This window comes from Pseudoneobacillus rhizosphaerae, assembly GCF_917563885.1.
GTDB lineage: Bacteria > Bacillota > Bacilli > Bacillales > Cytobacillaceae > Pseudoneobacillus > Pseudoneobacillus rhizosphaerae.
In genome coordinates, this window is the sequence record NZ_CAKJTG010000019.1 from 1 (window position 1) to 25118 (window position 25118).

Consider the following 25118-nt stretch of genomic DNA (forward strand, 5'->3'; position numbering starts at 1 on the left):
TATATGCATGGAGTATTTACATAATTCGAATATATAATTTAAAGAATTAACGGATAGCTTTCGTTTTATAAATAAATAATCATAGTAAGCCAAAATATGCAGATTTTTATGCAGACCTGTATTTTGGCTTTTTTTATTGGCTTATTGCATCATTAAAAGCAGGTTAGTGACAGAAGGTAATTTTAATAAGGGTATCGAATTATATAAATAAGAAGTTTTAAAAAAATAACTTTGAGTATTATGGGGGGAAATATAAATGGGCAACTATTTAACAGAGATTTTACAAAGAAAACAAGATGAATTAGAAATTCACTTTGCTGTGATAGATATAATAAATGAAAAATTTTATAGTAGAGGATTCGAAGACCTATCTGAGGAAGAGAAAGTAGTATTCTGTGTTGATAAATTAGAAAGAGAAATAAATAATGGTGGATTTGATCAATTTTTCCTTAATTCTTCAGAAATGTTTAATCCTTCAGTGAATTTCACATTAAAAACTTTAGCATCTCTGAAAAAAATAGATGCTAACTATACATATTCATTACTTGAAGCGGCTATTAAGATAGTTAACGATCCAAATCCTATTGGAAGAAAAGAATATGAAGATGATGATTATACAGATATTCAAATAGAAAAACTAAACGACTTGGATGAGAAGTTTTATGAATATGAAGATAATCTACTCGAATTACAAATAAACTATTTGAAAAACAATGAAGAAAAATTTAAATTATAGATTTTGAAAAGAGTTGGTGTTCCCGAAGCAGCCCTTCTCTTGTTCAACTAACGGATGTTATTCCTCCATAACTATCAATCCTATAAAGCCGAGAATATTCGGGATTTTATCCTTGTATGTTCTTGGTTTAATTGTTTATTAAGGTAACATGACAGTTCAACAAGAAGGAGATATTTATTTCATCACGAATAAAAATATAAAGCTAATATTATGGAGGTAATCTATGAACCCTATTTTAAATCAAATTGGTACTGTATTTATTCCTGTAAGCAACATTGAAGACGCTCGTAACTGGTATTGTGACATATTAGGGTTACCAGCAGATGGTGAAATATTATTTGGACATTTGTATATAATTCCTATGAACGGAACGGGAATAGTATTAGACAGCAAGATTTATTCAGAGGACACTATCTTCAAAACTCCACCTTTTCATTTGAACACTAACAATATAGAACAAGCATATGAGCATATGAAGAGTAAGAATGTCGAATTAACAACAGAAATTGAGCATAACCAATGGTTTAATTTCAAAGACCTTGATGGAAACCATTTAATGGTTTGCAAATGCTAACCCTATTGTATTAACGACAAACTTTAATTGCAAATTGAGATCGTCAAGGCGGTCTCCTTTTTTTATGTAACTAAACCAACTAATAGAAGCTTCATCCTTAAGGAAGTAACGGAGTTCGTTTTTACTATATCAATACATCTCATAAAGTCAAAAATATGCAGGATCTTATTCATATCCTTGGCGTATCTTGGCCAATTTTTATTTGTTAAGTAAAATTAACGGAAGCAGAATACTTCAACAAGGTTTTAGTTTTAATGGTAAAATAAGTTTGTGGAGGGGAGTTAAATGGATAGTTTGTTATTACCACTTATGGGCGTTTTTATCGTTGTTGCAAATATTATTGCTTTTGTATCTTACAAAAAGAAGAAAAATCTATACTTTGCAGCCTTTACAATATTATTATCAGCAGTTTTATTTGGTGCAATCGGCGGTGCGTTAGCAGTATTTATTATTCGTGATGCTTTTGCATTATTTTATGGCATGCAATTAGCGCAATACTTATTGTTCAATAGTATCATCGTTTTTATTATTGCAATTTTAGTAACTATAGTGAAAAAATATAAACAGCAATCATTATTTTATTGATACTATCCTTTATCTTTAGAAAAAAATCAAAGAGATTATAGAAATAGTAGGAAACTTATCAAGGTAACGTTTAAAAAGAGAGGGAAGCCAATAAAATAAGGTTTCCTAATTAACTAACGGTAAGCTTTTGTTACATATCGAATGATTTTAGAAGGCGGTAAATATACAAGTTTTCATAACTTGTACATTTACTGTTTTTTGTTTTTTAGTACACAAAAGGGCAATTAGTGTAGAAGCAAAAAGGAAGGATTTCGAAATGATTTCTAGAATTATGAAGGGGAGATACATAAGGAGGCGTTTAATTGTGGCAGAAACAATAGTACCAATTACATTTGATAAAATGGAGCAATGTATCGAACTCTATATTAACGTTTTTAATAGTGAACCTTGGAATGAAACTTGGACATATCAAACTGCTAAAGAAAGACTTACTGATTTACTACAAACACCTAAATTCCTTGGCTTTTTATTATACGAAAATGGCAATCTAATTGGATTCATTGCAGGAAATAGTAAAAAAACGTATAAAGGATTAACTTTTTATTTGGCTGAACTCTGTGTAAATAATCAAATTCAAGGCAAAGGATATGGTTCAAAATTGCTTCTTTGTTTAGAAGATGAATTAAAGAAAAGGGATATTCAGAGTCTTTATTTATTAACTGCAAATGGAGGACTTGCGGAAGCGTTTTATCTAAAAAATGGCTACTCAAAAAATGATAATAGGATAGTTATGAAGAAGATTTTATTTTGACAACTTCTTGATCGAAAGAGTGCGTTTACTCCATTAAAGACGCAGGTTAGTGAAAGAAAGCTAATCAGGTATAATAGAGATAAATGTAATTTTAAGAGGGAATTGAGGAGACTCAGATGACGCAAAATGGATTTGTTTTAGTAGCAAGTGTGTCAATCTTTAATGACGATAAAGTCTTGATTATTAAAGAGAATAAACCTACTGCAATTGATAAGTGGAACTTTCCAAGTGGTCATGTCGAAAACGGTGAGGACATTCTCTATTCAGCTCAAAGGGAAGTTAAAGAGGAAACAGGGTTTGATGTAAAACTAATTGGTACTACAGGTGTATATAATTTTGTTAGTAGTACAAACCATCAAGTTATTTTATTTCATTTTGTTGGTGAGGTTACAGGAGGTTATCTAAATCTCGAAGAAGATGGAATTTCTGACAGCAAGTGGATAAAAGTAAATGAACTTGTAACATTTGAAAACAAAGACTTACGAGAACCCAGTGTAATGATGCAAATAATTAATAACTTATTACAAGAGAAAATACACCCAATTAGCGTGTATAATGAGCAACTAATTTGAATCGTCATTGTTCAAATAACGAAGGGCGTTTCTTAAAATTCAAGGAGGTATTGTGGTGAACCAGCGCAAAATCATAATTGTTCAGTATGATCCTAAGTATGCCGAACAAACAGTGAAAATGTGGCGGATTAGTAAGGAAAGAGCCATTGGTCAGAAAGAAAGTCATAACTTAGAAAGTCACATTTACTTTTTAAACCACATATTACCTCAGCAGTTTCAAGTAGATTTAGCGTTAATGGAAGAAAAAGTAATTGGAATGATTGCCTATAACGAAAAGGAAATTAATCAACTATATGTTCACGTAGATTATCAAGGAATTGGTATAGGTCAATTATTATTAAATAAAATAAAAGCACAATCAAGCGGAAAATTAAGGTTGTACACGTTTGAAGTAAATAAAAATGCACAACAATTTTATGAGAAAAATGGATTTAAAGTAATGGGAAGAGGCTGTGAGAATGAGGAAAATTTACCTGATATTCAATATGAATGGAATATGGAATAATGATGAAATCTGATGTAGATTTTAAAAAATAGTTTGTTACTTTACTTATCTATTATTCTACTAAAGAGTCGTTAATCTAAATAGGAATAATGCTTCTTTCGTATTGCTGTTTGAAAATTCGATAATTTGTTATGATGTACTTTGTAAGTAAAGTAATTAGAATATACAAAGGAGTGCTTAAAAATATGGAATACATAACACTTAATAATGGATTAAAAATGCCAATTGTAGGTACAGGTACAAATACGTATGGAAAAGTAAGTCACGAGTATAACGGTGCGTTAACAAATGAGATTCCTGAACTTATATCCGCACTTGAGTTAGGTTACCGGTCAATAGACGGAGCCATTATGTATCGAAACGAAGAACTTGTCGGCAGAGTTTTAGCAGAAAGCAATGTACCTCGAGAAGAGTTATTTATTACGACAAAGGTTCCAGCGAACGAAGAATATATTTCTTCAAAGGAAGCTACTCGAGCAGCTATTGATAACAGTCTAAAAAACTTCCAAACAGACTATCTCGACCTACTTCTCATTCATTTCCCTATCGAAGACAAAGTACAACTTAAAAACACTTGGGAAGTCTTTGAAGAATATTACGAAGCTGGCAAACTAAAAGCAATCGGTGTTTCAAACTTTGGAAAAAATCATCTAGATGTATTGAAAGAATTCGCAAATGTGAAGCCAGCTGTTAATCAAATACAGGTGAACTTAAAAGAACCGAACAAAGATCTCCTAGCCATATTACTAGAAGAGGGGATTACACCTGTTGCATGGGGACCTATGAAAGCCGAAATCCATCAAAAAGAAGCTTTGGATGAAATGGGTAAAGCCTATAATAAATCTGGTGCGCAAGTCTTATTAAGATACCAAATCCAACGCGGTGTAGTCGTTATTCCTAAATCACACAACTGTAAAAATCAAGCATCTAATATAGATCTTTTCGATTTCGAATTATCTGCAGAAGATGTGGAAAAAATTAATAACTTATAATTAGTTAAACCTTCATCCAAGTGATATGAATAACTTCAAAACAATGAGATTGGAGTAGTACGTTTTTTATTGAACTTAAGGGGTAGGTCAGTTGAAAAAGGCTTTTCCTTACTTATCAACCCTTATTAGAAGGAAGATGGAAAAGTACACATAAAAAAGGGACTGTTCTTGTTTCCAAGAAACAACTGGACAGCCCCCCAAATCGTTTAATGCATACGATTTTCATATTTTAATTTAATGACCTCTACATTGACAATTGAACCAATGATTTGAACCCTAATCTCTAATCCATCTATTACTCCTCTTTTTCGTTCACTCTTAGGGAAATTAACAACCATATGTCCCTCTTTTAAGCCCTGAATATGAAAAATATCGGAGTTACCTTCACGTGTGATTTTGACGATACCCTTTGTAGTCTCTTTAAATTCACTAAAATCACCTTTTGCATCCCGTAAGTCCACTTTTACAGACGGTAGATCTTTAATTGAATTAGTATTAAAGTAAAATTCAGAAGGAACATGTTCAGATTTGACTCCATAACGAACTTTAGCACTGTTATTATATTCAACAGTTGCTATATAATCCCCAGCTTGTGTCAATGGTAAACAATAGACCTTGTAATCAGGATATTCATTACATTGATGGAATTTAGTATCTTTATCGATAACGGTGCCGTCCATTTTGGCAAGAGAGATGTTTTTAATTGTATCTTTTGTCACATTTAAACGAACATTCGTCATTTCAACATCATCTGTTTCTTCAAACTTTATTTTAAATTGACCATTTGCTTTTGATACATGAACATAATATTTTTTAAAGTCTTCGTAACGATTCCAATCTATCTTTTTTGAATAAAGAGTTAGTTTTTGAGTTCCTACTTTTACGGGAACGATTTGCATTTGCCATATTTTATCGGTGTTATTATTTGGAATGACCTGTATGATTTCATCTTCATCTTTTTCTGGTTCCGTACTATGGAGATGATAATCATTGTATCCTCCAAATTCTGACCAACCGTAATCATTTGCTTTTACTGATAGGGTTCCAGAACTGACGATTTCGGTTTTTGTGATGAGAACGGCTGCTTGTGCTCGAGTGATGGGATCATTCGGACTAAAGGTTGAAGGTGTAGTACCAGAAATAATGCCCAATTTATACAAGGTTAACACTGAATCTTTATGACTTTTTAATAACTCAATATCTTTAAATGGAGTAGCTTGATAATTATGAGTATAGTAATTGAATTCGAACGCTTTTATTATAATGGATGCCATTTGCGCACGGGTAATTTTGTCATTTGGTCCAAATCTACCATCCCCGTATCCCCGGAAAATTCCTTTTTCGGCAACAGCGGAGATAGCTTGATAGCTCCAGAGATTAGGTGACACATCTTTAAAGCCTTGGTCTTTAACATTCCTCGTATCAAGTTTTAATAGTTTGGAAATGATGGACGCAGCCTGACCCCGAGTAATGGATGCGCCAGGTTTAAACGAACCATCCTTATATCCACTAATAATATTGCGTTCCGCTAACTGATAAACCGCACTTGCATATGGTTTATCCTTTGGTACGTCAGAGAATTTTAATGAATCAGACTCCGCATTTGCCTGAGGAGACAATAAGCCTATACAAAGAACGAATATGAGGAACACAGACCATTTTCTGCGTTTGAAAATCATTTTGCTGACCTCCTTTTAAAATACATTGCCTTTTTAAATATAGCACAGATTAATAAATCTACTTTGGTAAATGATGCTTCTTCCTACTTAGTTATTTATATAGTACTTGGTTTTGTTGGAAACCAACACTTAAGAAGTACAGCAGTGGATTATATAGTGACAACAGCCCATTAGAAATCGTATAATGAGGAATCATTTTAAAAAAGGGGATTAGCTATGGGATGTGAAGTTTGTTTACCGATTGCTAGGGGCTATACGATCTATTTTGCAGAGGAAGAGAATGCAATAAAATTAGCTTCCTATTTTCAAAGCTTCCAAGAGGATTCATGGAAATTCATAGCTGATCGGTTTGTTTGGCTAAAGGAATCGATCTTGTTTGACCTCCTTGATTATCTGGAAGTTCATATGATTCTCGATAACATTTATGCCGTGCTATCTTCTTTGTCCGATCCTCTTAAAAATCTAAATGATTTACGACCAATAGGCTCCTTTAAACAGGAACGGGAAGCAAGTTGGATTGATACGGTCATAGAGAAGAGCTCTCTTTGTACCCATTTTCAACCGATTGTAAAGGTTACCGATGGAAAATTAGAGGTGATCGGACAAGAGCTTTTATCGAGAGGATTAGATGAAGATGGTCAAATTATTCCACCATATAAAATGTTTGAAGCAGCTCGAATTCGTAATCGCTTATTCGCACTAGATCGTGCATGTCGGATTCAATCTGTTAGAAATGCGGGAGTAGTAGGGGATCAGCTAATTTTCATCAATTTTATACCGACGGCCATATACGTACCAGAGCATTGCCTATCTAGCACTTTTAAGATTATTAAGGAGTTAAACATTAAACCGGAGCAAGTCGTATTTGAAGTCGTCGAAACAGATGAAGTGAGGGACTTAGAACATTTAAAATCCATTCTTCATTACTATCGTTCGCATGGTTTTAAGTATGCCCTCGATGATGTAGGAACAGGCTTTAACAATCTACGTGTGTTAGAACAATTAAAACCAGACATTGTCAAATTAGCTATAGAATTCACGGATGGTGTTAGTCGGGATACGGACAAGCAAAAGGTGGCTCAGTCTGTCTTAAATATCGCTCACGATATGAGCGCCCTTGCCCTTGCTGAAGGAATAGAACGGGAAGAGGACCTGCATTTTCTAGAAGAAATGGGATACGACCTATTCCAAGGCTACTGGATAGCAAAACCGCAACCAACCCCAATGAAAAGCATCGACGTATCTTTATCAAGTTCTTGCATTTAGAGAGAGAAGATAGGGGACTTCATGAAAGACCCTCCCGACTAGAAGGTAAATACATCTTCTAAATGGGAGGGTCTTCCTGTCTAGTTGAACAAAGCGATCTAATTTTAAGTGAAATCCTGTTTTGCTTTGCTAATTTTTGTTACTTTTCCCCATAGTTTCCCCTTACCTTTCATAATGAAGTACGTTTAGTTAAAAAAGGGATTCTAGTATAGAAAGAAGAATAATCTTATAGGAGCATTCTATAGGCGAACAAATGAATCAATCATAATCGACAAGTGCCAGGACGTGTCGATAATAATGAATGATTTTTATGGAACAAGGAAAGGAGGTAAACCATGAATGATATAAAAAACTACGATACATTTGAAAAAATCGAACAGATTCACAAAGGCTGGTCGAGCGACAAAAAATACTATATTGAAACCGTGACGAACGAAAAAATGCTTCTTCGTATAGCCGATATTTCAGAGTATGACAAGAAGAAAAGTGAATTTGCAATGATGAAACGGTTAGCGGAATGCGGTATACCAATGTCGCAGCCTGTCGATTTTGGTATTTGCGACAACGGCAATAGTGTATATTCGCTTTTCGTATGGTGTGTCGGCGAAGATGCAGAGATTATATTACCTAAAATGACAGAAACCGAGCAATACGTACTCGGTTTGAAATCGGGACAAATACTGAGGAAAATCCACCATATTCCACCACCTATAGAGCAAGAAGACTGGGGAATACGTTTTAACCGTAAAACAGACAACAAAATCAAAAACTATCTGGGCTGTGGCATAAAAATAGATGATGACGATAAAATCATCACTTATTTAAAGGAGAATAGACACCTCCTAGATAGTCGGGCGCAATGCTTTCAGCACGGCGATTATCATGTCGGAAATATGATCATTTCACCGGAAGGAGAACTGAGCATAATCGATTTCAACCGTAATGATTACGGCGATCCGTGGGAAGAGTTTAACCGTATTGTGTGGAGTGCTGCTATCAGTCCGCATTTTGCAACCGGGCAACTTAACGGTTATTTTAACGGAAGACCGCCGGAAGAGTTCTTCAAACTTTTGGCTTTTTACATAAGCAGTAATATGATGTCGTCCATCCCTTGGGCCATTCCTTTTGGTGAGAAGGATGTAGCTGTTATGATAAATCAAGCAAAAGATGTTCTAACTTGGTATGACGGTATGAAAAATCCTGTACCGACCTGGTATTTGGAAGATTTTTATTTTCAATCCATCAACGAGTTTACTTTTAACTTCTCTACTAATTAGCACAAAAATGGTAATGGAACTCATTCATAATCAGAATTTCCATTTGGTACTTAAGTAGTTGGATTCATATTGATCAAAGTCTTTTTTCTATTACGCTTTGTTATTAATGAATGTTGACTTTGCTGTGTTTGAAAAATAAACGGAGAAATTCCACTTAAATTTGGAAATACTCCTTTTTCATTTAAAATAAGGGAGGTTTTTCCGTTTATATGATCCAAATCTTTGTTTTTTGTTGTATTTAGAGCAGTTAAACGGAATTTCTCCGCTTATATCTGCTTCTTTCCCTCCCACAATATACATTAGCCGGAAATCCTCCGCCTATGATCTCATACCTGCGCGAAAATCAACTATGATTATAAACCGAGCCTTCATTTAAAAGGAAACAACAAATTTTGGAAAAAAATAACTGAAATAGGGCTGGAAACCATGTCATTCCCCAATCTTCTAATTACCGATATGACCTAATTCACTGATTAAACCACGGTATTTATTAGACCCAATAGAGGGAAGCGACATCTTTTTGAGAAGGTACTGTCCTTAATTAGTAACATTATGAAAAATAAGGGGAGAATTTCCGGTTACATTCAGAATGGAGCTAGTTTCAGGCAAAATAGGAGGAGAATTTTCGGTTATGCCAAGCAAAATCACCAATTTTAACGTTTTAACTATCAATAAGCGGAATCTCTCCGTCTATATAAGCAATTTTTAATGAAATTTTCAATTTAAGCGAAATTTTTCCGCCTATCTATGTGATCAGGTGCTTAACCAATCTCTCAAATGATAATAGTGTATCCTTTCTAATAACCTCCCCAACCTCAAAGATGATATTTGTCTGAAACATCAACAACAGCTTCCTTTTAAAATACAGTTCACAACCGATTCATCCTAAATGCAATTTCAATTATAATGACCCTCTACTAATGATAAGGTCAGAGTATTGTGATTCGTAGAGATTAGGATATGGAAATTCGGTAATGATTTGGACATATATTTTTTGAATGAATTCTTTGTTAAACTTTCGCAATCCTATCATGTTATCACTCTAAATAGGAATAGTAAGTAAAAAGGAGTGAGTAAATTGTATAGAGTTATTCTAGGCTTTTTAGTTTTTATATTGTTGTGCGGTTCAGGAAAAGCATATGCAGTAGAAAGAGTTGTGATTAGAAGCATTACGGTCGATAATCCTGATAAAGTGAATGAAAATATTTATTTACTTGCAGATAAGTATGGGGCAGATTATAAGAATTTTACTGTCCAAGTTGGTGACTTTGGTCGCAGTCTTTATAACTTTCCAAACTGGTATCATTATAGTTATGAGCCAAAATTATATAAGGAAGATTTAAATGGTGATAAGCTAGAGGATATATTGATTGAATTGGTAACGGGGGCAGGTACTTCAGTGTCTACAAAAGCCATTCATATTTTAAATCAAGGCTATGCTGATTTTTATGATTTTCATAAAGTACCAGTTGAGCCAATAGCTGATGCCGTTAAGCGACTTGTAAAAATGGATCAAAAAGGTGATAAAATCACTGTTGTTATTGGCAAAAAGAAATATGTAGTGGACTATTCTAGATTTGGTTATTATACCCCTGTTGACCGTCCTGGATATGGTTCCATTGAGGGATATGAACCAAAAGGCGGTATACTATATGGCACAACAAATGTTTTTGTAACTATACCAGAGGCATATATTGGCGGTTTAACAGTAAAATATGCTTGGGATGGGAAGATGTATAAGGGGAAATCTGTCATATTTGAGAAAGCACCATATAAGGAATCAAGAAGTAAGTGAACTAAACGAATTTATTTTTAAAGTTTAATAAATGAAATCGTTAGACCAAGGAATATGGGTCTGGTTTTCTAGGAGGTATAACAACATGGATTACATTTCACCGAAAGAATCAGCATTAAAGGTGAAACGTTGGGCTAAAAATACTATAGCAGCGGGTCGCCGTCATACCGTTGGACTTAAATCTGACGGTTCAGTGATGGCTGTTGGTGATAATAATTATGGACAATGTAATGTAAGTAAATGGAGTAATATTGTGGCAGTAGCCGCTAGTAATGTACATATGGCGACAAACACGGGTAATGCTCATACCATTGGTCTCAAATCTGACGGTACTGTGGTAGCAGTTGGTTGGAATAAGCATAACCAATGCGATGTAAACGGCTGGTGCGATATTGTAGCGGTAGCGGTGGGCTGGCGTCGTACCATTGGTCTTAAATCGTGTGGTTCGGTCGTTGCTGTGGGAAGAAATAATGATGGTGAATGTAATGTAGGGGGCTGGCATGATATAGTGGCGGTCGCCGCGGGTGACTGGCATACCATCGGTCTTAAATCGGATGGAACAGTTACGGCTGTGGGTAATAATAGGTTTCGTCAATGCAATGTAAGCGACTGGTCCGATATAAAAGCGGTAGCAGCGGGCTATCTTCATACTGTTGGTCTTAAATTGGATGGTACGACGATTGCTGTAGGTCAAAATAAGCTAGGACAATGCGAAGTAAGTAGCTGGCGTGGTATTGTGGCGGTAGCGGTGGGTAGTAAACATACCGTAGGACTTAAATCTGACGGAACTGTGATGGCTGTGGGCTGGAATGAGTATGGTCAATGCAATGTAAGTGACTGGTACGATATAGTAGCAATCGCTGCGGGTTGCACTCATACCATTGGACTTAAATTAGACGGCACGGTGGTGTCCGTAGGTGGTAACGAATATGGACAATGCCATGTAAGTGGATGGTGCGACATCCAAATTCTCAGCAATTAGTTTTTTGGCAAAAGGGATACACAACTAATAGCCACTCTTTGAGAGGGTAAGCCGACGTATATAGCGTGCGGCTGAAAAACTAGAAGGGTGTGAATAGTTCAAAATGACAAAAGGGAAATTCTTATGATAAAGTTCAACGTTTGAAATGGATATGATATTTTGGTATATTAGTAAAGTTGAAAAACAGACCGGTTTGTCTAGTCCTATGGAAAGAGGGAATTTCAATGGATACAAAATCTTTATATGTAACGGAAGCGACAAGATTATTTTATGAGAAAGGATATGTTAGTGTAGGCATTTCCGAAATTATTGCTATTACGAACACCTCAAAAGGTTCTTTTTATCATCATTTCCCTAAGGGGAAGGAAGAACTACTCATTACTTGCTTAGAAAAGGTTCAACTAGATGTCATCAAGGATATCGAAGAACATTTCTTCAAACAACAAAGTTTTAAAGATGCAATCGATTCTATATTTACTAAGTTGATCCAAATGTTTGAAGAAAAAGGTCAAATTGTTGGTTACACCTTCACGAGTATGGTGAGTGAAATTAGTGTTGTAAGTGATGAAGTACGTGAAAAATGCGGGATCCTGTATACACGTATCGAGGAAGTCATTTCCAACCAACTACAAATAAGAGGAATGTCGGTGGAAGATGCTCAACAGAAGGCACTTTTGCTTACTTCGATCATTGAAGGTAGTATCTTGCTTACCATTATGAAGAAATCCTCGGAGCCAATGCGCAGCATTGCTAAGCAAATTGGTCAATATATTGAAATTTAAAGGAGAAACTTTTTTATGAGTTCCCATATTCAAGTCAAACATGCTAAGCTAATGGCTGCCGTTTTAATGATTGGATCGTTCATCGGTTTATTTGGTGAAACAGCTTTAAACATGGCCCTCACAGAAATCATGGCAGACTACCTTATTGAGGCTGGTACGGCTCAATGGTTAACAACGGGCTATTTATTAGTTCTTGCCGTATTTGTTCCTTTATCAGCCTATTTAATGCGTTGGTTTACTACAAAACAGTTGATTTTAGCTGCTATTATTTTTATGTTAGTTGGGTCATTTTTAGGAGCAATTGCCCCTAGTTTCGCTATTTTATTATTAGGTCGTTTAATTCAAGGCTTAGGCACAGGTATTTTCTTACCATTAATGTTTAGCGTAGTATTAATGATTTTTCCAATAAAAAAGCGTGGGGCAGTAATGGGAATTGTTGGATTGGTAATCACAGCTGGTCCGGCTCTAGGTCCAACCATTGCTGGACTAATTATAAGTATTTCTAACTGGCACTATATTTTCTGGATTATGATTATATTAAACTTACTATTATTACTTTTAGCTGCGCCAAAAATGGAGAATTTATCCGATTTATCTCGTCCGAAAATAGATAGTTTTTCTCTAATTTTTTCAACCATTGGATTTGGTGGAATCGTATTTTCTCTAGCTACTTTAGCAGAATCATCCTTTATTGAAATAATTGTTTGGTTTCCCTTATTAATAGGAATTGTTGCATTACTTTTATTCATTACACGTCAATTCAAAATGGAAATTCCGATGATCGACTTACGTGTATTTAAGCACCCTATGTTCGCATTAGGTACGGTGCTTATGGTATGTAACTTATTTATGATTTTATCTGTTGCCATTTTGATTCCACTCTATTTAAAGAGTGTATTAGGTTATGCAGCCTTAGCAGCAGGGTTATTCATGTTACCAGGGAATGCGGTAAATATTGTCATGTCGCCTGTTGTAGGTTCAAGCTTCGATAAAGTTGGGCCCAAAATCTTTACACGTATTGGCTATACCTTAATCACAATTAGTGCATTAATAATGGTACTTGTCATTTCTGCTACTACGCCAGTTTGGCAAATTGTTCTATTATTAATACTATTCTTCTTAGGTATCTCCATGACGATGATGCCTGCCCAAACAAACGCCATGAATCAACTGTCACCTAAAATGTATGCAGATGGTTCAGCTGCCATGAATACATTAACACAAGTAGCAGGTGCATTAGGTACGGCTATTGCGATTACCATGTTTACAATTGGCCAAAATAAATATATCGAAGAACACGCTGAGAGCGTCCCCCTTGATTTCTTAGCATATGGTGTACACTATGCGTTTATAGTTGTCTTAATCATAGCTATTCTAAGCTTAATTGGTTCATTTTTTATTAAAAATAGCCGTCAGGAATCTTTGGAGAGGTAAAGCAGCTTATTTTCGAATTACTATGTAATGATAAGTAAGTACATCAAAAGTCCTAGGATACAATCAATCAATAGTACATTCAGCGATTATAAAAACCTCTGTACAATAACAATAGAGGTGATGAAAATGAAAATAATCCATTTAAAAATTAATGTATTTCGTATGATAGAAATGAAGAAATTTTATTCGGAGATACTTGAAATGGAGATTATACGAGAGAATGAACATTGTTTTACGATACAGGCTGGAAAAACACAAATTACATTTTTACAAGCAACTGACATTCCGTTTTATCATTTTGCCTTTAGGGCAGGTTTAGAGTTTTATGAATATATGTATAACAAATTAAATAAATTAGATTTGCTTCTTCCAAATGAAGAAGGTGAGACAAGTATGTATTGGGGAGGTAAGCAGCTTTATTTTAAGGATCCCGATGGAAATATACTAGAGATTTTAGAAAGAGAAAATCCTTATTCAGAAAATCTCGAAGGTTGGTATGATGTGTGTGAAATGGGTCTTCCGTCAGGGGATGTTCAGGAACTCAGTGGTTTCCTACAGATGATTCCAAATGAAAACGTATCAACTTCAGAGACATTTCGTTTTTATGGAGATAAAAGAGGAAACTTTATCCTTGTGAAAAAAGGACGTCATTGGTATCCAACAGAGCAGCCTGCAGAGGTCTATCCAGTCACTATCGATGTAGAAGGAGATCATAATCAAATTTCAAAGCATAGTCATTTACCATACACATTCGAAGTGAAGAAAACACTTCCTTAGTGGAAAAATAGGAATTATTTAGCAATGTAAAACGAGCGTATCTCTTTAAAAGAGACACGCTTATTTTTGTATAGAAAGCTTAATGTACATTTAAGGATAGACTTTAAACCATTATTACAACAAGTGGAATTGTTTCTAATAATAATCAAAAAAATATTAGTTGACTTAGGAAAGGGTAAGTGCTAAATTTACCTTACGACCGTTCGGAAGGGTGAAAACTGTGACAGCAGAACAAATAAAGGAAGTTTCTTTAAAACACTTCGCAAAAAATGGATATGAAGGTGCATCATTGGCACATATTGCCGAAGATGTTGGGATAAAAAAACAGTCGATCTACACTCATTTCAAAGGGAAAGATGAACTGTTTCTACATCTATGTCAAGATGCGAATGAAAATGAAATCAAATCGGTTATTCATTTTATAGAGTCTAATCAGGCACGACCTATCAAGGATTTCTTATCCGATTTTCTTTTGCGAAGCATAGACCGATATGGAGAGAATGTTTCATATCAATTTTGGACTCGTACTTCTTTTTTTCCACCGAATCATCTCCATGAGTTGGTGATGAATATGGTTAACCACTATCTTGATAAGTTAGAGGAGCTATTTATTCCGATTATTAAAAAAGCTGTGGCGGAAGGAACCATTAGTTCAATAATCGGTGAAGAACGAGCAACTGCTGCATTCTTAGGACTTTTAGATGCCATATTGGTTGAAATGGTTTATGGAGGTCCAGAACGCCTAACGAAAAGATTGGATGCTTCTTGGTATGTTTTTTGGCACGGTCTTTCAAAGGATTAATACTATTTATGGAGGAAAAAAAGATGAATCGAAATTGGGTTTTAGTCCTACTGGCTGGTCTCATTGAGGTTTTGTGGGCATTAGGATTGAAGCATGCTAGTAATTGGCTTGATTGGACTGGTATTGCTCTACTTATATATATTTCATTTGTTTTCTTATTAAAGGCTATAAAAAGTTTACCGGTTGCTACCGTTTACGCAATCTTTACTGGAATAGGAACGGCTGGGACCGTGGTTGTAGAGATGGTGGTATTTGGAGTTGCCTTTAGTTGGATGAAAGTATTTTATATTCTCTTACTTCTAGCTGGTGTTGTCGGTTTAAAACTTGTCACAAATGAAACTAGCAAGAAAGAAGGTGCCGTGTAATATGGCTTGGGTATATCTCATTCTTGCTGGAGCTCTTGAAGTAGTTGGAGTTACAGGAATGAATAAAGTAGCTAAGAACAAAAATTTACAAGCCTATATGATTTTGCTCATCGGATTTATATTTAGTTTTAGTTTTCTAGGTTTAGCAATGAAAACCCTCCCTGCGGGAACAGCCTATGCCGTTTGGACGGGGATAGGAACTGTAGGTGGTACGGTAGTTGGAATGTTTTTCTATGGAGAAGCAAAGGATTGGAGAAGGCTCTTATTTATTGGAATGATATTGGTAGCCGTTATTGGGCTAAAGACGACAACGTAGTGGAATTTTACCGTTTGTTGATCAGATTGGGTGCTTAACGTGATGTAAACAGCAGACCAACTTGAACCCAAACGCGAGAATCAACATCTTTTTGAGAAGGTACTCTCCATAATTAGTAACCAAAAGAAAAATAAGGGGAGCTTTTCCGGTTAAATTCAGAATGGAGCTCGTTACTCGATAAATAAGGGGAGATTTTCCGCTTATGCCAAGAAAAATCAGCTATTTTAACATTTTTTCTGTCAATAGGCGGAATATCTCCGTCTATTTTAGCTATTTTTCACGCTATTTTTTAATTAAGCGGAATTTTTCCGTCTATTTATGAGATAGGGGTGCTTAACCGATCTCCCAACTGATAATAGTGGATCCTTTCTAATTACCTCCCCAAATTTGAATAGGAAGCTAGTAACACAATGGTGGGGGAGGATAGGTTGAGTGGGAACTTTTTCAAAAATAAACAAATAAAAACCGCCTAGCAGGGGCTGTGGCGGCTGAGAATTTAGTTTAGTTATAGTTGATATAGCTGTTCAAAAGAACTTGCGAGATAATGAAATCCAAGAGGGCGTAAATTGGAAAATTGTTGGTGAATGTTAATTCTTTCCTCTGAGCCAGGTGGTAATTCGTAAAGTTTTGTAACAGGTTTTCCCTCGTTTAAATATTCAATGACTCTATAAAGCATGATTTGGAATGCTTTCTTTAATTCTTCATATTGTTCCGGAAATTGTAGATCTAATTTTTCATATTCTACTACTGTTTCGTGCATATGAAGGAATGAAAATCCTCTCCATTCCAAAGCTAAAATAAGAATATCAATATTCGGATGCTTCTTAATCAATCTTAAATGGTTCCCCCATTGCTCTTTCACTTTTCCTGTTGAAATAGGGTGTTCTTGATGGTATGAAGCAGTCATTGGATCTAGAACAAATTGAATTCCATTTTGGTACAAACGATATCCGATCTCCCAGTCTTCTGCTCCGTAACCTACAAAGCTTTCATCAAAATAACCCACTTTATCTAATTGATCCCTTCTTACTGATACATTCCCACTCAAAAACGCAATATAAGGTAGCTTGAACTCACTTAAATTATGTTCAAAATGTTTAACTCCACTATTAAGAAAATATCGATTAGGAAATGACAATGCTTTATAATTGCCTTCATCAATATCATCTAGTGTCACAAGTTGATAGGGAACGTTTAAATTACTATTTTTAAACTTCTCATATCTTCTTAGATAATGTGAATTGTTTTTCAATAAACTATCTAGTTGAATCCATTGGTCATTATTATATTCAGGAAAAATATACGAATAAACGCCTTCATAATGCATAGCACCTGTAACTACTAAATTATCTTTCTCTTCATGATGTCTGTAGTGATTTTCTATAAATTCTGGGGGTACTAACATTTCTCCATCTAAAAAGATTACTACTTCTCCTTCAGAATGCTTAATTCCTATATTTCGAGTGAACGAGCGACCTTTATTTTTTTTAAGACGGATGTATTTAAATTTAAATGGAACATCTGTTTCTAGGAGGAGTGGTGTTTGATCTGTAGAACCATCATCAATGAGGATAACTTCGTACTGCATGTGGTGAAATGTTTGTTTTGATAATCCAAACAGCGAAAGAGAAAGCTGATCATATTTATTATAGGTAGGCATGATGATACTGACTTTTACTTGATTATTATGATTGTTTTTGATATTCATTTCATACAGCTTATTATCCTTATTAACACTATTTTTTTTCGAATTTGCAGGCTTCTGGTCAGACAAAAATTTACTGGTTTTACCATAATGATGCTTTGTCTCTTTTTCAATAGAAGGTTGAATTAAGGAATTATTATTTATTTGATTATAACTCAAAAGAATTTCCTTTATTTCATCATGTATTAGTTGTAATTCTTTCACACCTTTTTCTAGGTTATTTGGATTTCTAAATGCCATAGACAGTTTGAATAATTGTTTTGATATTCGATTTATATCTAAAAAAACGTATTTTTTCATATCATTCTCCTTCATCCTTCAATAATTTATCCATTCCTATTTAATGATATGTTTGTTGTGCATGGAAGTAAGGGTGCATGTCCTTATGAATTAGACTTTTTTTGTACTGGGTAACTTTAAAAAAACAATCTTACTTCTTAGCACTGAAAATTTTGCGATGATTTCTGAGTAGGGTTCTCTTTCGATGAATAATCCATTCCACTAAAAAATACGCAAAAAAATGCAGGTAGCAAGTAATAAGCCGTTTTCTTTTGGAGTACCTGTATAGGAAATTGCATATATAAAAACAAGTATAAAAGCAGTGGATTTCGCTAGTGAAATCACACTGCTTTTTAGCATTATTAAAGGGGATTTATGGTAAAATTGGTGAAGATATAAAAAGGGAATTACTTGATATTCCATACTAAAAAAGGAGAGGTATTTTATGAGTAAATCATTCATTGAACAAGTACATTATATAAGAATTCCTGTAAAAGACTTAGAGCAGTCTGCACAATGGTATAGAGATATATTAGGTCTTCAATTATTAACCATTACTGAGGATCCATTTGCCATTATAAAAGTTAATGAGGGACCTTTTTTACTTATCTTAGTTCCTACTGAAGATGATACATTTTCACATTTTACAATTGGTAATGTCCCAGCATTTAGCATTGGTTTTACAAGTCCAGAATTATCTAAATTTCATACACACCTTATTGAAAATGGTGTTAAGGTTGAGGATATAAAAGAGGATAATGGACATGCCTATTTCCACTTTTTTGATTTAAATGGCAATAAACTTCAAGTACACTGGTAAGAAATATATATATATAGGTAATTTAGTGAAAGTCACACTTAAACTAAAAGGGGCATTCTTTAATTAAGAATGCTTTTTTCTTGTTGAAGTTTTCAATACTTGAGTCGTCAAACGACGGTCTTTTTTTGTGCAACTTAAGAGGCGGTTACTTCCATTAGCAGGAATTGGAAGTTTCCTAAACTCTAAACTTGAAGCTGTCTCTCGTTACCAAGACGATGGATGGTTACAAACAAGTAATCACTTATACATTATGTTTTTACCCCCAAAAAAAGGAAATGCCTTAAATCTTGGCGAAACAGTTTTACTCGAGGAAGAGATAAATCCTCTGCTTACTGAATTAAGAAAAAGGAAAATTATCGTAACTGCCATCCATAATCACTGGCTGTTTGATGATCCACGAGCAATGTATATGCATTTCGAATCAGTTGAGCCACCTCTTGAATTCGCTAAAAAAATTCGAGAAGCTTTTAAAGTCTTAAAAGATTAACCTAATATGGGGCAATCATATTAGATGAAAAAAATAAATCGACTTGGACGTATTAAGTGAGAATAGAGATTTAATAATTTTATCAAAAGACAGAGAGTGCAATTCCTCTCTGTCTTTCCTTACTACTTCTAATTTCACCAACAATTTTATATTATCTTCTTGCCGTTTTTTCTTTTTCTATTTGGATCAAGCATAGATAAGTTAACTACTTATTTAAATGTTTAGGTCAATAGATAATGATTACTCCTTATTTACCTATATTTTTAATGCTCTTTTTCATTGTTTCTGCCAATTGATGAGAATTTAGGTTTTCTTCGTTTTGCAGTTGATTAATGATATTGTGGTAATCTTCCTCATTTCGATTCTGACTTAATTTATATGCGGCTTGAATTTCTTGTACTTTAATCTTAAATCCCACAATCCCTTTTAGTTCGCTTTCCAATAGCTGAGGCGAAAGTTTGTCCCATAAAATTGGCTTTTCCCGATGCTTTTCATATTTTTCTAGTAATATAGTCAAGTCTTGTTTTAACTCTTCTTCCTCCAAAATGATTGGTTTGCCATATACATGGACTGCTTGATAATTCCATGTTGGAACATTTTCATGACCATACCAGGAAGAAGAAATGTACGCATGCGGTCCTTGGTACATAACAAGTGCGCTCTCACATGTTTCGAATGTTCTCCATTGTGGATTCCCATAAGCCATATGTCCGGTGATATAATATTCATCACCTATTTTTCTAAACCCCAAAGGTATATGAGTGGCAATTGGTTTCCCTTGTTTAGTAGTGACAATGGTTCCAAAAGAGTTTGCTTGAATAAACTCGTTAACTTCATTCATATCCGTGACTTTAAAGTATTTAGGAATATACATGTTTGAGCAGCTCCTTTATGGGTTTTAAAGAGTTTCGATATATTTATCCTACTATACAATTAGACTTTCAAACAGGTAAAATTTTAAACAAATAAACATCTCAAATTGTTATAAATACCGTGTATAAGCGAAAAAGTTTTTAAGGAACTAATAAATTCATAATAAGCATTTACACTATTATAAGCGAATGTAAAACGGATAGCAGAGACTACATTTAAACAACATAGACAGCTGATCAAGCACATCATTTCTCATCTTCAGAAGAAACATAAGTTAATTGCGGAGGGATATTATCTTGCGATCTTTCTGTCCATCTGATTGAGTATTGGTGTCGTGTTTGGATTAACAATATTTGATAATATTGGAATAGGAATTCCAATTGGAATGTGTTTCAGGTTAGCGATCGGGGCCAGAATGGATGCGGATGCTAAGAAAAAGGGAAATACGTTTTAGTCTGATATTGTTTGAGAGTAAGGCTTAAATAAGACACTCCACACTTAGGAGTGTCTTATTTAGCCAAGATTTAAGTTGGTATTGTTTTCAAGTTCTTCTGTAATGTTTGTATTTACTATTATGTTGTATTAAATACGTATCGGTGAGGGGACCTACTCTTTTAGGAGCGTGTTCCTTTTAGTTTAGGTAAGATTTGTACACCTAAATGTCCATAAACCCAACGTACTATTACTTAGAATTGTACCAAAAATTCACATTCTCTGGGTTAAATTGAGTTTCTTGGATAAAGCCACTTTCTTCTTCATTATAGGTAAACGTTTGGAGTGTAAATTCAGCTGTTCCTGTTTTTAGTAAAATAATCATCGGTGTTTCACCCGATTCTAATACCCAGAAGGAAAGTTTTCCTAGTTGAACCCAACCATCAAAGAGGGGATAGGTTTTGTTCCCATCCTTTACAACGAATAACCAATTGTGACCATCATCCCAAATATATTCACCTTTTTCATCTTGCCCTGCATTCACATACATTTCGATTTGCTCATCTTCACCATCACGATCAAGATCAAATGAAAATTGATCATAAAGAGAGATAGGGTAAGATTCAATCTGCTTTGCTTTAATCGTTGTACCTTTTATAGGATTCTCTTCCTCTAACTCTTCGGATTGGATTTCCTTTTCTTCCTTCTCCTCTAATTCCGGTACATTTTTAGTTTCCTGCTGGCATGCTGCTAATAATAGGAACATCAGAGCACCTAGTACTATTGTTCGAATCGGTTTCAAGCAAATTCATCCTCTCTAGTTAATTAAAACATAATTTCATCATATCATAAAAAATCAAATTTCCCTTGTCGGTGCAGGAATCCTTAGTCTATGCTTCCTCTCTCATCTATTATTGGAAAGTCTGTTAGGTAGAGGTCTAAACTTGACCATCCCATTTTAAAGGCAAAATCAGTCTTCTGATTGGGATGGTCTTTTGCTTTTTTTGCCTTTACATTAAGTATTTCACGGCATATTATTATGCTATACGATATATCGCATGACATAATATCTCTGTGTGAAAGAAGGGAAGTAGACAATGGCTTATAATGGGGGACCGATGACCGAAGCAATGTATTATGTACTATTAGCGTTAATGCGTCCTAACCATGGGTATCAACTTATGCATGCAATTACAGAAGTATCAAATGACAGATTAAAAATGGGACCGGGTACACTTTACGGAGTACTCTCACGCATGCAAAAAGACGGTCTAATATTACTAGCAGAAGATGATGGCAGAAGGAAGACCTATCAAATAACACCAAAAGGGGAACATGCACTAAGGATCGAGTATGGCCGATTGAAAGCCTTGATTGAAGATAGTAGCATTTTAAGGGAGGTTGATGAGGATGAGTAAAACAGTCCATAAACTTCGGCCTAGTGATTATTGGCGAATTGGTGAGCATGAAAGCTGGTTTGCAGAAATGGCGGCTAAAGGGTTGCATCTAAAAAAGATGGGGATACATTTTGCTAAGTTTGATAAGGGCGAACTGAAGAAAATGAGGTACAGAATAGATGTTTCCATTAAGAAGAAGATCACATCAGAACAAATAAAGATGTATGAGGAAAGTGGTTGGGATTATGTGACAAGTTATCAATTTTTTCATGTATTTTCATCACCTGAAGAGCTCAATGCGCCAGAGCTTCATACAGACCCTGCCGAGCAGTCATATACATTAAAGGAACTGGATAAGAAATTAGCTTCGAATGCGATTATAGTAGTTGTTGCAATGCTTTTTATTATCGGTTTGCAATATTCTATTTGGTTTCTTGATGGGACACCTACATTAGTGATGGTGGGAGGCTCGGCTATTCAACAAATTATTTTAGCCATTTTCCTTGGATACTATGCCTATCAATCGCTTCTAGCATCAGTTTCGATTCGTGCATTGCGAAGAAACCTTATCGAAGGCAAACCGATTGACCACTATGCACCTTGGAAGAAGCACTACCGATTACATTCTACCATCGCTTTTCTTTTTACTATAGTAGTTGGATTGAGTGCTATCATTCCATTCGTACAGCTTATCAAAATGGAAACGAAAACATTACCCGAAGCAAGTACTGATTTACCAATTGTTAGATTAGCAGATGTAGAAGAGAATCCAGCAATGGTTCGAGCAGAACCTTCCTATGTGAGTGACAATGTGGATTGGGGCAACCGGTATTCGTATGATTGGAGTCCATTGGCACCCGTACAATATGTAACAGATGAACAGGGAGTGGTTCCTGGGGAAATGTGGGAGGACAAAAGCGGTGAATATACACCGGGTATTCGTACACAGGTTTATCAACTAAATATACCAGCTATAGCGGATAATCTGATTACTGATTTAATAGAGAGATATAGATATGAAGATAGTATGGAAGATTATATAGAAACAGAACATCCAGACTTGGATTTATTGATTGTACATGAAAAACAGGAAAAGAAGGAAGTGTTTGCTGTCAAAGGAAAAGCGGTCATGTATGTTAGGTATTATGGCTATGCAGATATAAATGTAGTTATAGAAAACGTAGTAGAGAAGATAAATTTAATTTCGGAATAATGTTTGAATGAAATTTGTTAACCATTTTTTCGGCAAATTGGCCATTATTTAGATTTAAAATAAAATATGATAAAATAAAATTCCTTGGCAGGGGCACTATTAATAAATGGAAAGCAGGGATCTTCATGTTCGATTCCTGCTTCCCATTATATTTTTATAAAATAGGATTGCTACCTACGAAGACTTCTCTAACTGCTCAAACACATTTTCTTTGGTATAATCTTCCGGTAGCATATCTTCAATGGTCGATTCTAAGCCCTCCATTGCGATATCTTCTCAATTTTTTTCCGGAAGCCTTCTTGTTACTTCATAAATATAAGTGTCAATTAGATTCAATGTTGACATCTCCTTCCAGTAAGGACGTTAATTCATCCGTCATCTTTTTCCATTCGTTTTTTAATTGTCCATATACCTCCAGCCCATAATCACTTAATACATAATATTTTCTTGGCCTGCTTTCTGATGTGTCCCAGCTGCTCGTCACGAGTTCTTGTTTTTCTAAGCGTCGTAACAGGGGATATAAAGTACTTTGATCTATTGTCACACTAGCTTTTTCAAGAAGCTGAACTAACGAATATCCATATTGCGGAGTTCGTAACTGACTCAAAACAGCTAGGGTTAATGTTCCTCTTCTCAATTCTGTCATGTAAGAATCCAATAAAGAACCCATTTGCGTTCACCTCATATTTTTATACTGTGTATAGTGCACTTAGGTATTACACATATCAATTTATGTTACATATCATTATAAAATTTATGCTTTTTGAATGGATGTTGAACATCTTGAAGGTATCATTGTAGGGAAGAAAACTATTTGTATTACAAAGGAAATTAGAACAAACAATAACATTAAGCAAACTATATGGGAAAAATAAGCAGGAGGAATAAAGGGTATGAATTTTAATTTAATTTGGCAAACAGTACTTATTTTTATAGTGGCAACTATTTTATTAAGAATTGGCGGAAGAAAAACCATTTCTCAGATGACTGTTCCGCAAACCGTTATAATGATAGGAATTGGTACACTACTTATTCAACCAGTAACAGGAAAAGGACTTTGGACAACCTTTGGGATTGCTGCAATACTAGTTTTAAGTCTAATCATAACTGAATACATCCAATTAAAAATTGATGGTGCAGAGACTTTAATTTCAGGTAAAGCAGTTCCAGTTATTGAAAACGGGGTCATAATTGAAAAGAATTTAAGGAGACTTAGATTACCTGTAGATAAATTAGAGGAACGATTACGACAATTCGGAATTACTAAAATTAGTGATGTTCAATATGCAACATTAGAATCTAATGGACAATTGGGGTATACATAAAAAAAAGAAAAGCAACCAGCTACAAAGGAAGATATTCAAAACTTAATTGAACTGATTAAGAATGGGCAACTAAATAATTCTAACAATCAAACATCAAATCAAAATAATATTTTCAGTGAAACTTTAAATAACAAAAATTCAACTGATATTCCAAAGTATTTACAATAACCCTTAATCTTGAGGGATTGCTGGTGGGACGCGGATACCTCGTCCCGCCGTACCTTGGGGTCAATGTATCTTTTTCAGATTCCCATCATCTTGGAGGACCAGGTTAAGCATCCAATCTGATAAATAGACGGAGAAAGTTCGTTTAATTAGTGAATAGTGTTGAAAATAGCAAAAATAAACGGAGAGATTCCGCCTATTGACTTGAAAAGCGCTAAAAAGGGGGCTTTTG

General features: G+C 34.8%; 28 protein-coding genes. 23 read left to right on the forward strand and 5 right to left on the reverse strand.

From position 1 onward, the window contains the following. The first annotated feature begins 256 nt into the window (after positions 1 to 256). The 7 genes from LRP83_RS15600 (at position 257) to LRP83_RS15630 (ending at position 4715) form a co-directional block, all read left to right on the forward strand. Positions 257 to 736, forward strand: a complete 480-nt coding sequence (locus LRP83_RS15600) for a DMP19 family protein (protein WP_230497615.1) — start codon at positions 257 to 259, stop codon at positions 734 to 736. Positions 737 to 959: 223 nt separating this feature from the next. After that, the gene (locus tag LRP83_RS15605; RefSeq protein WP_230497616.1) at positions 960 to 1310 is read left to right on the forward strand and encodes a VOC family protein; all 351 of its coding nucleotides are present in this window, start codon (positions 960 to 962) and stop codon (positions 1308 to 1310) included. Between the two features lie 285 nt (positions 1311 to 1595). Then, complete coding sequence (locus LRP83_RS15610) at positions 1596 to 1895, forward strand: 3-isopropylmalate dehydrogenase (protein WP_230497617.1); 300 nt, start codon at positions 1596 to 1598, stop codon at positions 1893 to 1895. 304 nt (positions 1896 to 2199) lie between these two features. After that, on the forward strand, positions 2200 to 2646 hold the full coding sequence (locus LRP83_RS15615; RefSeq protein ID WP_230497618.1) for a GNAT family N-acetyltransferase: 447 nt from the start codon (positions 2200 to 2202) through the stop codon (positions 2644 to 2646). 116 nt (positions 2647 to 2762) lie between these two features. Further along, positions 2763 to 3218, forward strand: coding sequence for an NUDIX hydrolase (locus LRP83_RS15620; RefSeq protein WP_230497619.1), 456 nt, complete (start codon positions 2763 to 2765; stop codon positions 3216 to 3218). 55 nt (positions 3219 to 3273) lie between these two features. Then, positions 3274 to 3723, forward strand: coding sequence for a GNAT family N-acetyltransferase (locus LRP83_RS15625; RefSeq protein WP_230497620.1), 450 nt, complete (start codon positions 3274 to 3276; stop codon positions 3721 to 3723). A 185-nt stretch (positions 3724 to 3908) separates the two neighbouring features. Then, the gene (locus LRP83_RS15630; protein WP_230497621.1) at positions 3909 to 4715 is read left to right on the forward strand and encodes an aldo/keto reductase; all 807 of its coding nucleotides are present in this window, start codon (positions 3909 to 3911) and stop codon (positions 4713 to 4715) included. A gap of 206 nt (positions 4716 to 4921) precedes the next feature. Here LRP83_RS15630 and LRP83_RS15635 read toward each other — a convergent pair whose 3' ends face one another. Beyond that, complete coding sequence (locus tag LRP83_RS15635; RefSeq protein WP_230497622.1) at positions 4922 to 6394, reverse strand: S-layer homology domain-containing protein; 1473 nt, start codon at positions 6392 to 6394, stop codon at positions 4922 to 4924. Positions 6395 to 6610: 216 nt separating this feature from the next. On the opposite strand from LRP83_RS15635, the gene LRP83_RS15640 reads away from it, so the two are divergent. The 10 genes from LRP83_RS15640 (at position 6611) to LRP83_RS15685 (ending at position 16190) form a co-directional block, all read left to right on the forward strand. Continuing rightward, positions 6611 to 7660 carry an EAL domain-containing protein gene (locus LRP83_RS15640; protein WP_230497623.1) on the forward strand — a complete coding sequence of 350 codons (1050 nt, stop codon included), beginning with the start codon at positions 6611 to 6613 and terminating at the stop codon, positions 7658 to 7660. Positions 7661 to 7995: 335 nt separating this feature from the next. Further along, positions 7996 to 8937, forward strand: coding sequence for an aminoglycoside phosphotransferase family protein (locus LRP83_RS15645; RefSeq protein ID WP_230497624.1), 942 nt, complete (start codon positions 7996 to 7998; stop codon positions 8935 to 8937). 1078 nt (positions 8938 to 10015) lie between these two features. Beyond that, complete coding sequence (locus LRP83_RS15650; protein WP_230497625.1) at positions 10016 to 10732, forward strand: hypothetical protein; 717 nt, start codon at positions 10016 to 10018, stop codon at positions 10730 to 10732. A gap of 85 nt (positions 10733 to 10817) precedes the next feature. Continuing rightward, on the forward strand, positions 10818 to 11714 hold the full coding sequence (locus tag LRP83_RS15655) for an RCC1 domain-containing protein (protein ID WP_230497626.1): 897 nt from the start codon (positions 10818 to 10820) through the stop codon (positions 11712 to 11714). Positions 11715 to 11938: 224 nt separating this feature from the next. Beyond that, on the forward strand, positions 11939 to 12496 hold the full coding sequence (locus LRP83_RS15660; RefSeq protein ID WP_230497627.1) for a TetR/AcrR family transcriptional regulator: 558 nt from the start codon (positions 11939 to 11941) through the stop codon (positions 12494 to 12496). A gap of 15 nt (positions 12497 to 12511) precedes the next feature. Then, positions 12512 to 13930 (forward strand): DHA2 family efflux MFS transporter permease subunit, encoded by a 1419-nt coding sequence (locus LRP83_RS15665; RefSeq protein ID WP_230497628.1) that lies wholly within the window; start codon positions 12512 to 12514, stop codon positions 13928 to 13930. 126 nt (positions 13931 to 14056) lie between these two features. Beyond that, positions 14057 to 14707: a VOC family protein gene (locus LRP83_RS15670; RefSeq protein WP_230497629.1), complete on the forward strand. Its 651-nt coding sequence runs from the start codon at positions 14057 to 14059 to the stop codon at positions 14705 to 14707. A 220-nt stretch (positions 14708 to 14927) separates the two neighbouring features. Further along, the gene (locus tag LRP83_RS15675) at positions 14928 to 15509 is read left to right on the forward strand and encodes a TetR/AcrR family transcriptional regulator (protein ID WP_230497630.1); all 582 of its coding nucleotides are present in this window, start codon (positions 14928 to 14930) and stop codon (positions 15507 to 15509) included. Positions 15510 to 15532: 23 nt separating this feature from the next. Further along, the gene (locus LRP83_RS15680; RefSeq protein WP_230497631.1) at positions 15533 to 15874 is read left to right on the forward strand and encodes a DMT family transporter; all 342 of its coding nucleotides are present in this window, start codon (positions 15533 to 15535) and stop codon (positions 15872 to 15874) included. A 1-nt stretch (position 15875) separates the two neighbouring features. Continuing rightward, entirely contained in the window at positions 15876 to 16190 is a 315-nt protein-coding gene (locus tag LRP83_RS15685; RefSeq protein WP_230497632.1) for a DMT family transporter, read from the forward strand. Between the two features lie 505 nt (positions 16191 to 16695). On the opposite strand, the gene LRP83_RS15690 is transcribed toward LRP83_RS15685, so the two are convergent. Continuing rightward, positions 16696 to 18195, reverse strand: coding sequence for a glycosyltransferase family 2 protein (locus LRP83_RS15690; RefSeq protein WP_230497633.1), 1500 nt, complete (start codon positions 18193 to 18195; stop codon positions 16696 to 16698). A gap of 424 nt (positions 18196 to 18619) precedes the next feature. Between LRP83_RS15690 and LRP83_RS15695 the strand changes: the two genes are divergently transcribed. Both LRP83_RS15695 and LRP83_RS15700 read left to right on the forward strand, forming a co-directional pair. After that, the gene (locus LRP83_RS15695) at positions 18620 to 18994 is read left to right on the forward strand and encodes a VOC family protein (RefSeq protein WP_230497634.1); all 375 of its coding nucleotides are present in this window, start codon (positions 18620 to 18622) and stop codon (positions 18992 to 18994) included. A 127-nt stretch (positions 18995 to 19121) separates the two neighbouring features. Beyond that, positions 19122 to 19481: a DUF1259 domain-containing protein gene (locus LRP83_RS15700; RefSeq protein ID WP_230497635.1), complete on the forward strand. Its 360-nt coding sequence runs from the start codon at positions 19122 to 19124 to the stop codon at positions 19479 to 19481. A 247-nt stretch (positions 19482 to 19728) separates the two neighbouring features. On the opposite strand, the gene LRP83_RS15705 is transcribed toward LRP83_RS15700, so the two are convergent. Continuing rightward, positions 19729 to 20355, reverse strand: coding sequence for an FMN-binding negative transcriptional regulator (locus LRP83_RS15705; RefSeq protein WP_230497636.1), 627 nt, complete (start codon positions 20353 to 20355; stop codon positions 19729 to 19731). A gap of 318 nt (positions 20356 to 20673) precedes the next feature. On the opposite strand from LRP83_RS15705, the gene LRP83_RS15710 reads away from it, so the two are divergent. Beyond that, on the forward strand, positions 20674 to 20808 hold the full coding sequence (locus LRP83_RS15710) for a glycine zipper domain-containing protein (RefSeq protein WP_230497637.1): 135 nt from the start codon (positions 20674 to 20676) through the stop codon (positions 20806 to 20808). Between the two features lie 228 nt (positions 20809 to 21036). Here the strand turns inward: LRP83_RS15710 and LRP83_RS15715 are convergent, their stop codons facing one another. Further along, positions 21037 to 21588 (reverse strand): hypothetical protein, encoded by a 552-nt coding sequence (locus LRP83_RS15715; RefSeq protein ID WP_230497638.1) that lies wholly within the window; start codon positions 21586 to 21588, stop codon positions 21037 to 21039. A 295-nt stretch (positions 21589 to 21883) separates the two neighbouring features. Here LRP83_RS15715 and LRP83_RS15720 point away from each other — a divergent pair, with 295 nt between their 5' ends. Continuing rightward, on the forward strand, positions 21884 to 22204 hold the full coding sequence (locus LRP83_RS15720) for a PadR family transcriptional regulator (protein WP_230497639.1): 321 nt from the start codon (positions 21884 to 21886) through the stop codon (positions 22202 to 22204). Beyond that, on the forward strand, positions 22197 to 23396 hold the full coding sequence (locus tag LRP83_RS15725) for a DUF2812 domain-containing protein (protein WP_230497640.1): 1200 nt from the start codon (positions 22197 to 22199) through the stop codon (positions 23394 to 23396). The genes LRP83_RS15720 and LRP83_RS15725 overlap by 8 nt, the downstream gene beginning before the upstream one ends. Positions 23397 to 23718: 322 nt before the next feature. On the opposite strand, the gene LRP83_RS15730 is transcribed toward LRP83_RS15725, so the two are convergent. Next, positions 23719 to 24066: a PadR family transcriptional regulator gene (locus LRP83_RS15730; protein ID WP_230497641.1), complete on the reverse strand. Its 348-nt coding sequence runs from the start codon at positions 24064 to 24066 to the stop codon at positions 23719 to 23721. 223 nt (positions 24067 to 24289) lie between these two features. Here LRP83_RS15730 and LRP83_RS15735 point away from each other — a divergent pair, with 223 nt between their 5' ends. Further along, positions 24290 to 24721, forward strand: a complete 432-nt coding sequence (locus LRP83_RS15735; protein ID WP_354002349.1) for a DUF421 domain-containing protein — start codon at positions 24290 to 24292, stop codon at positions 24719 to 24721. Positions 24722 to 25118: the final 397 nt, after the last annotated feature.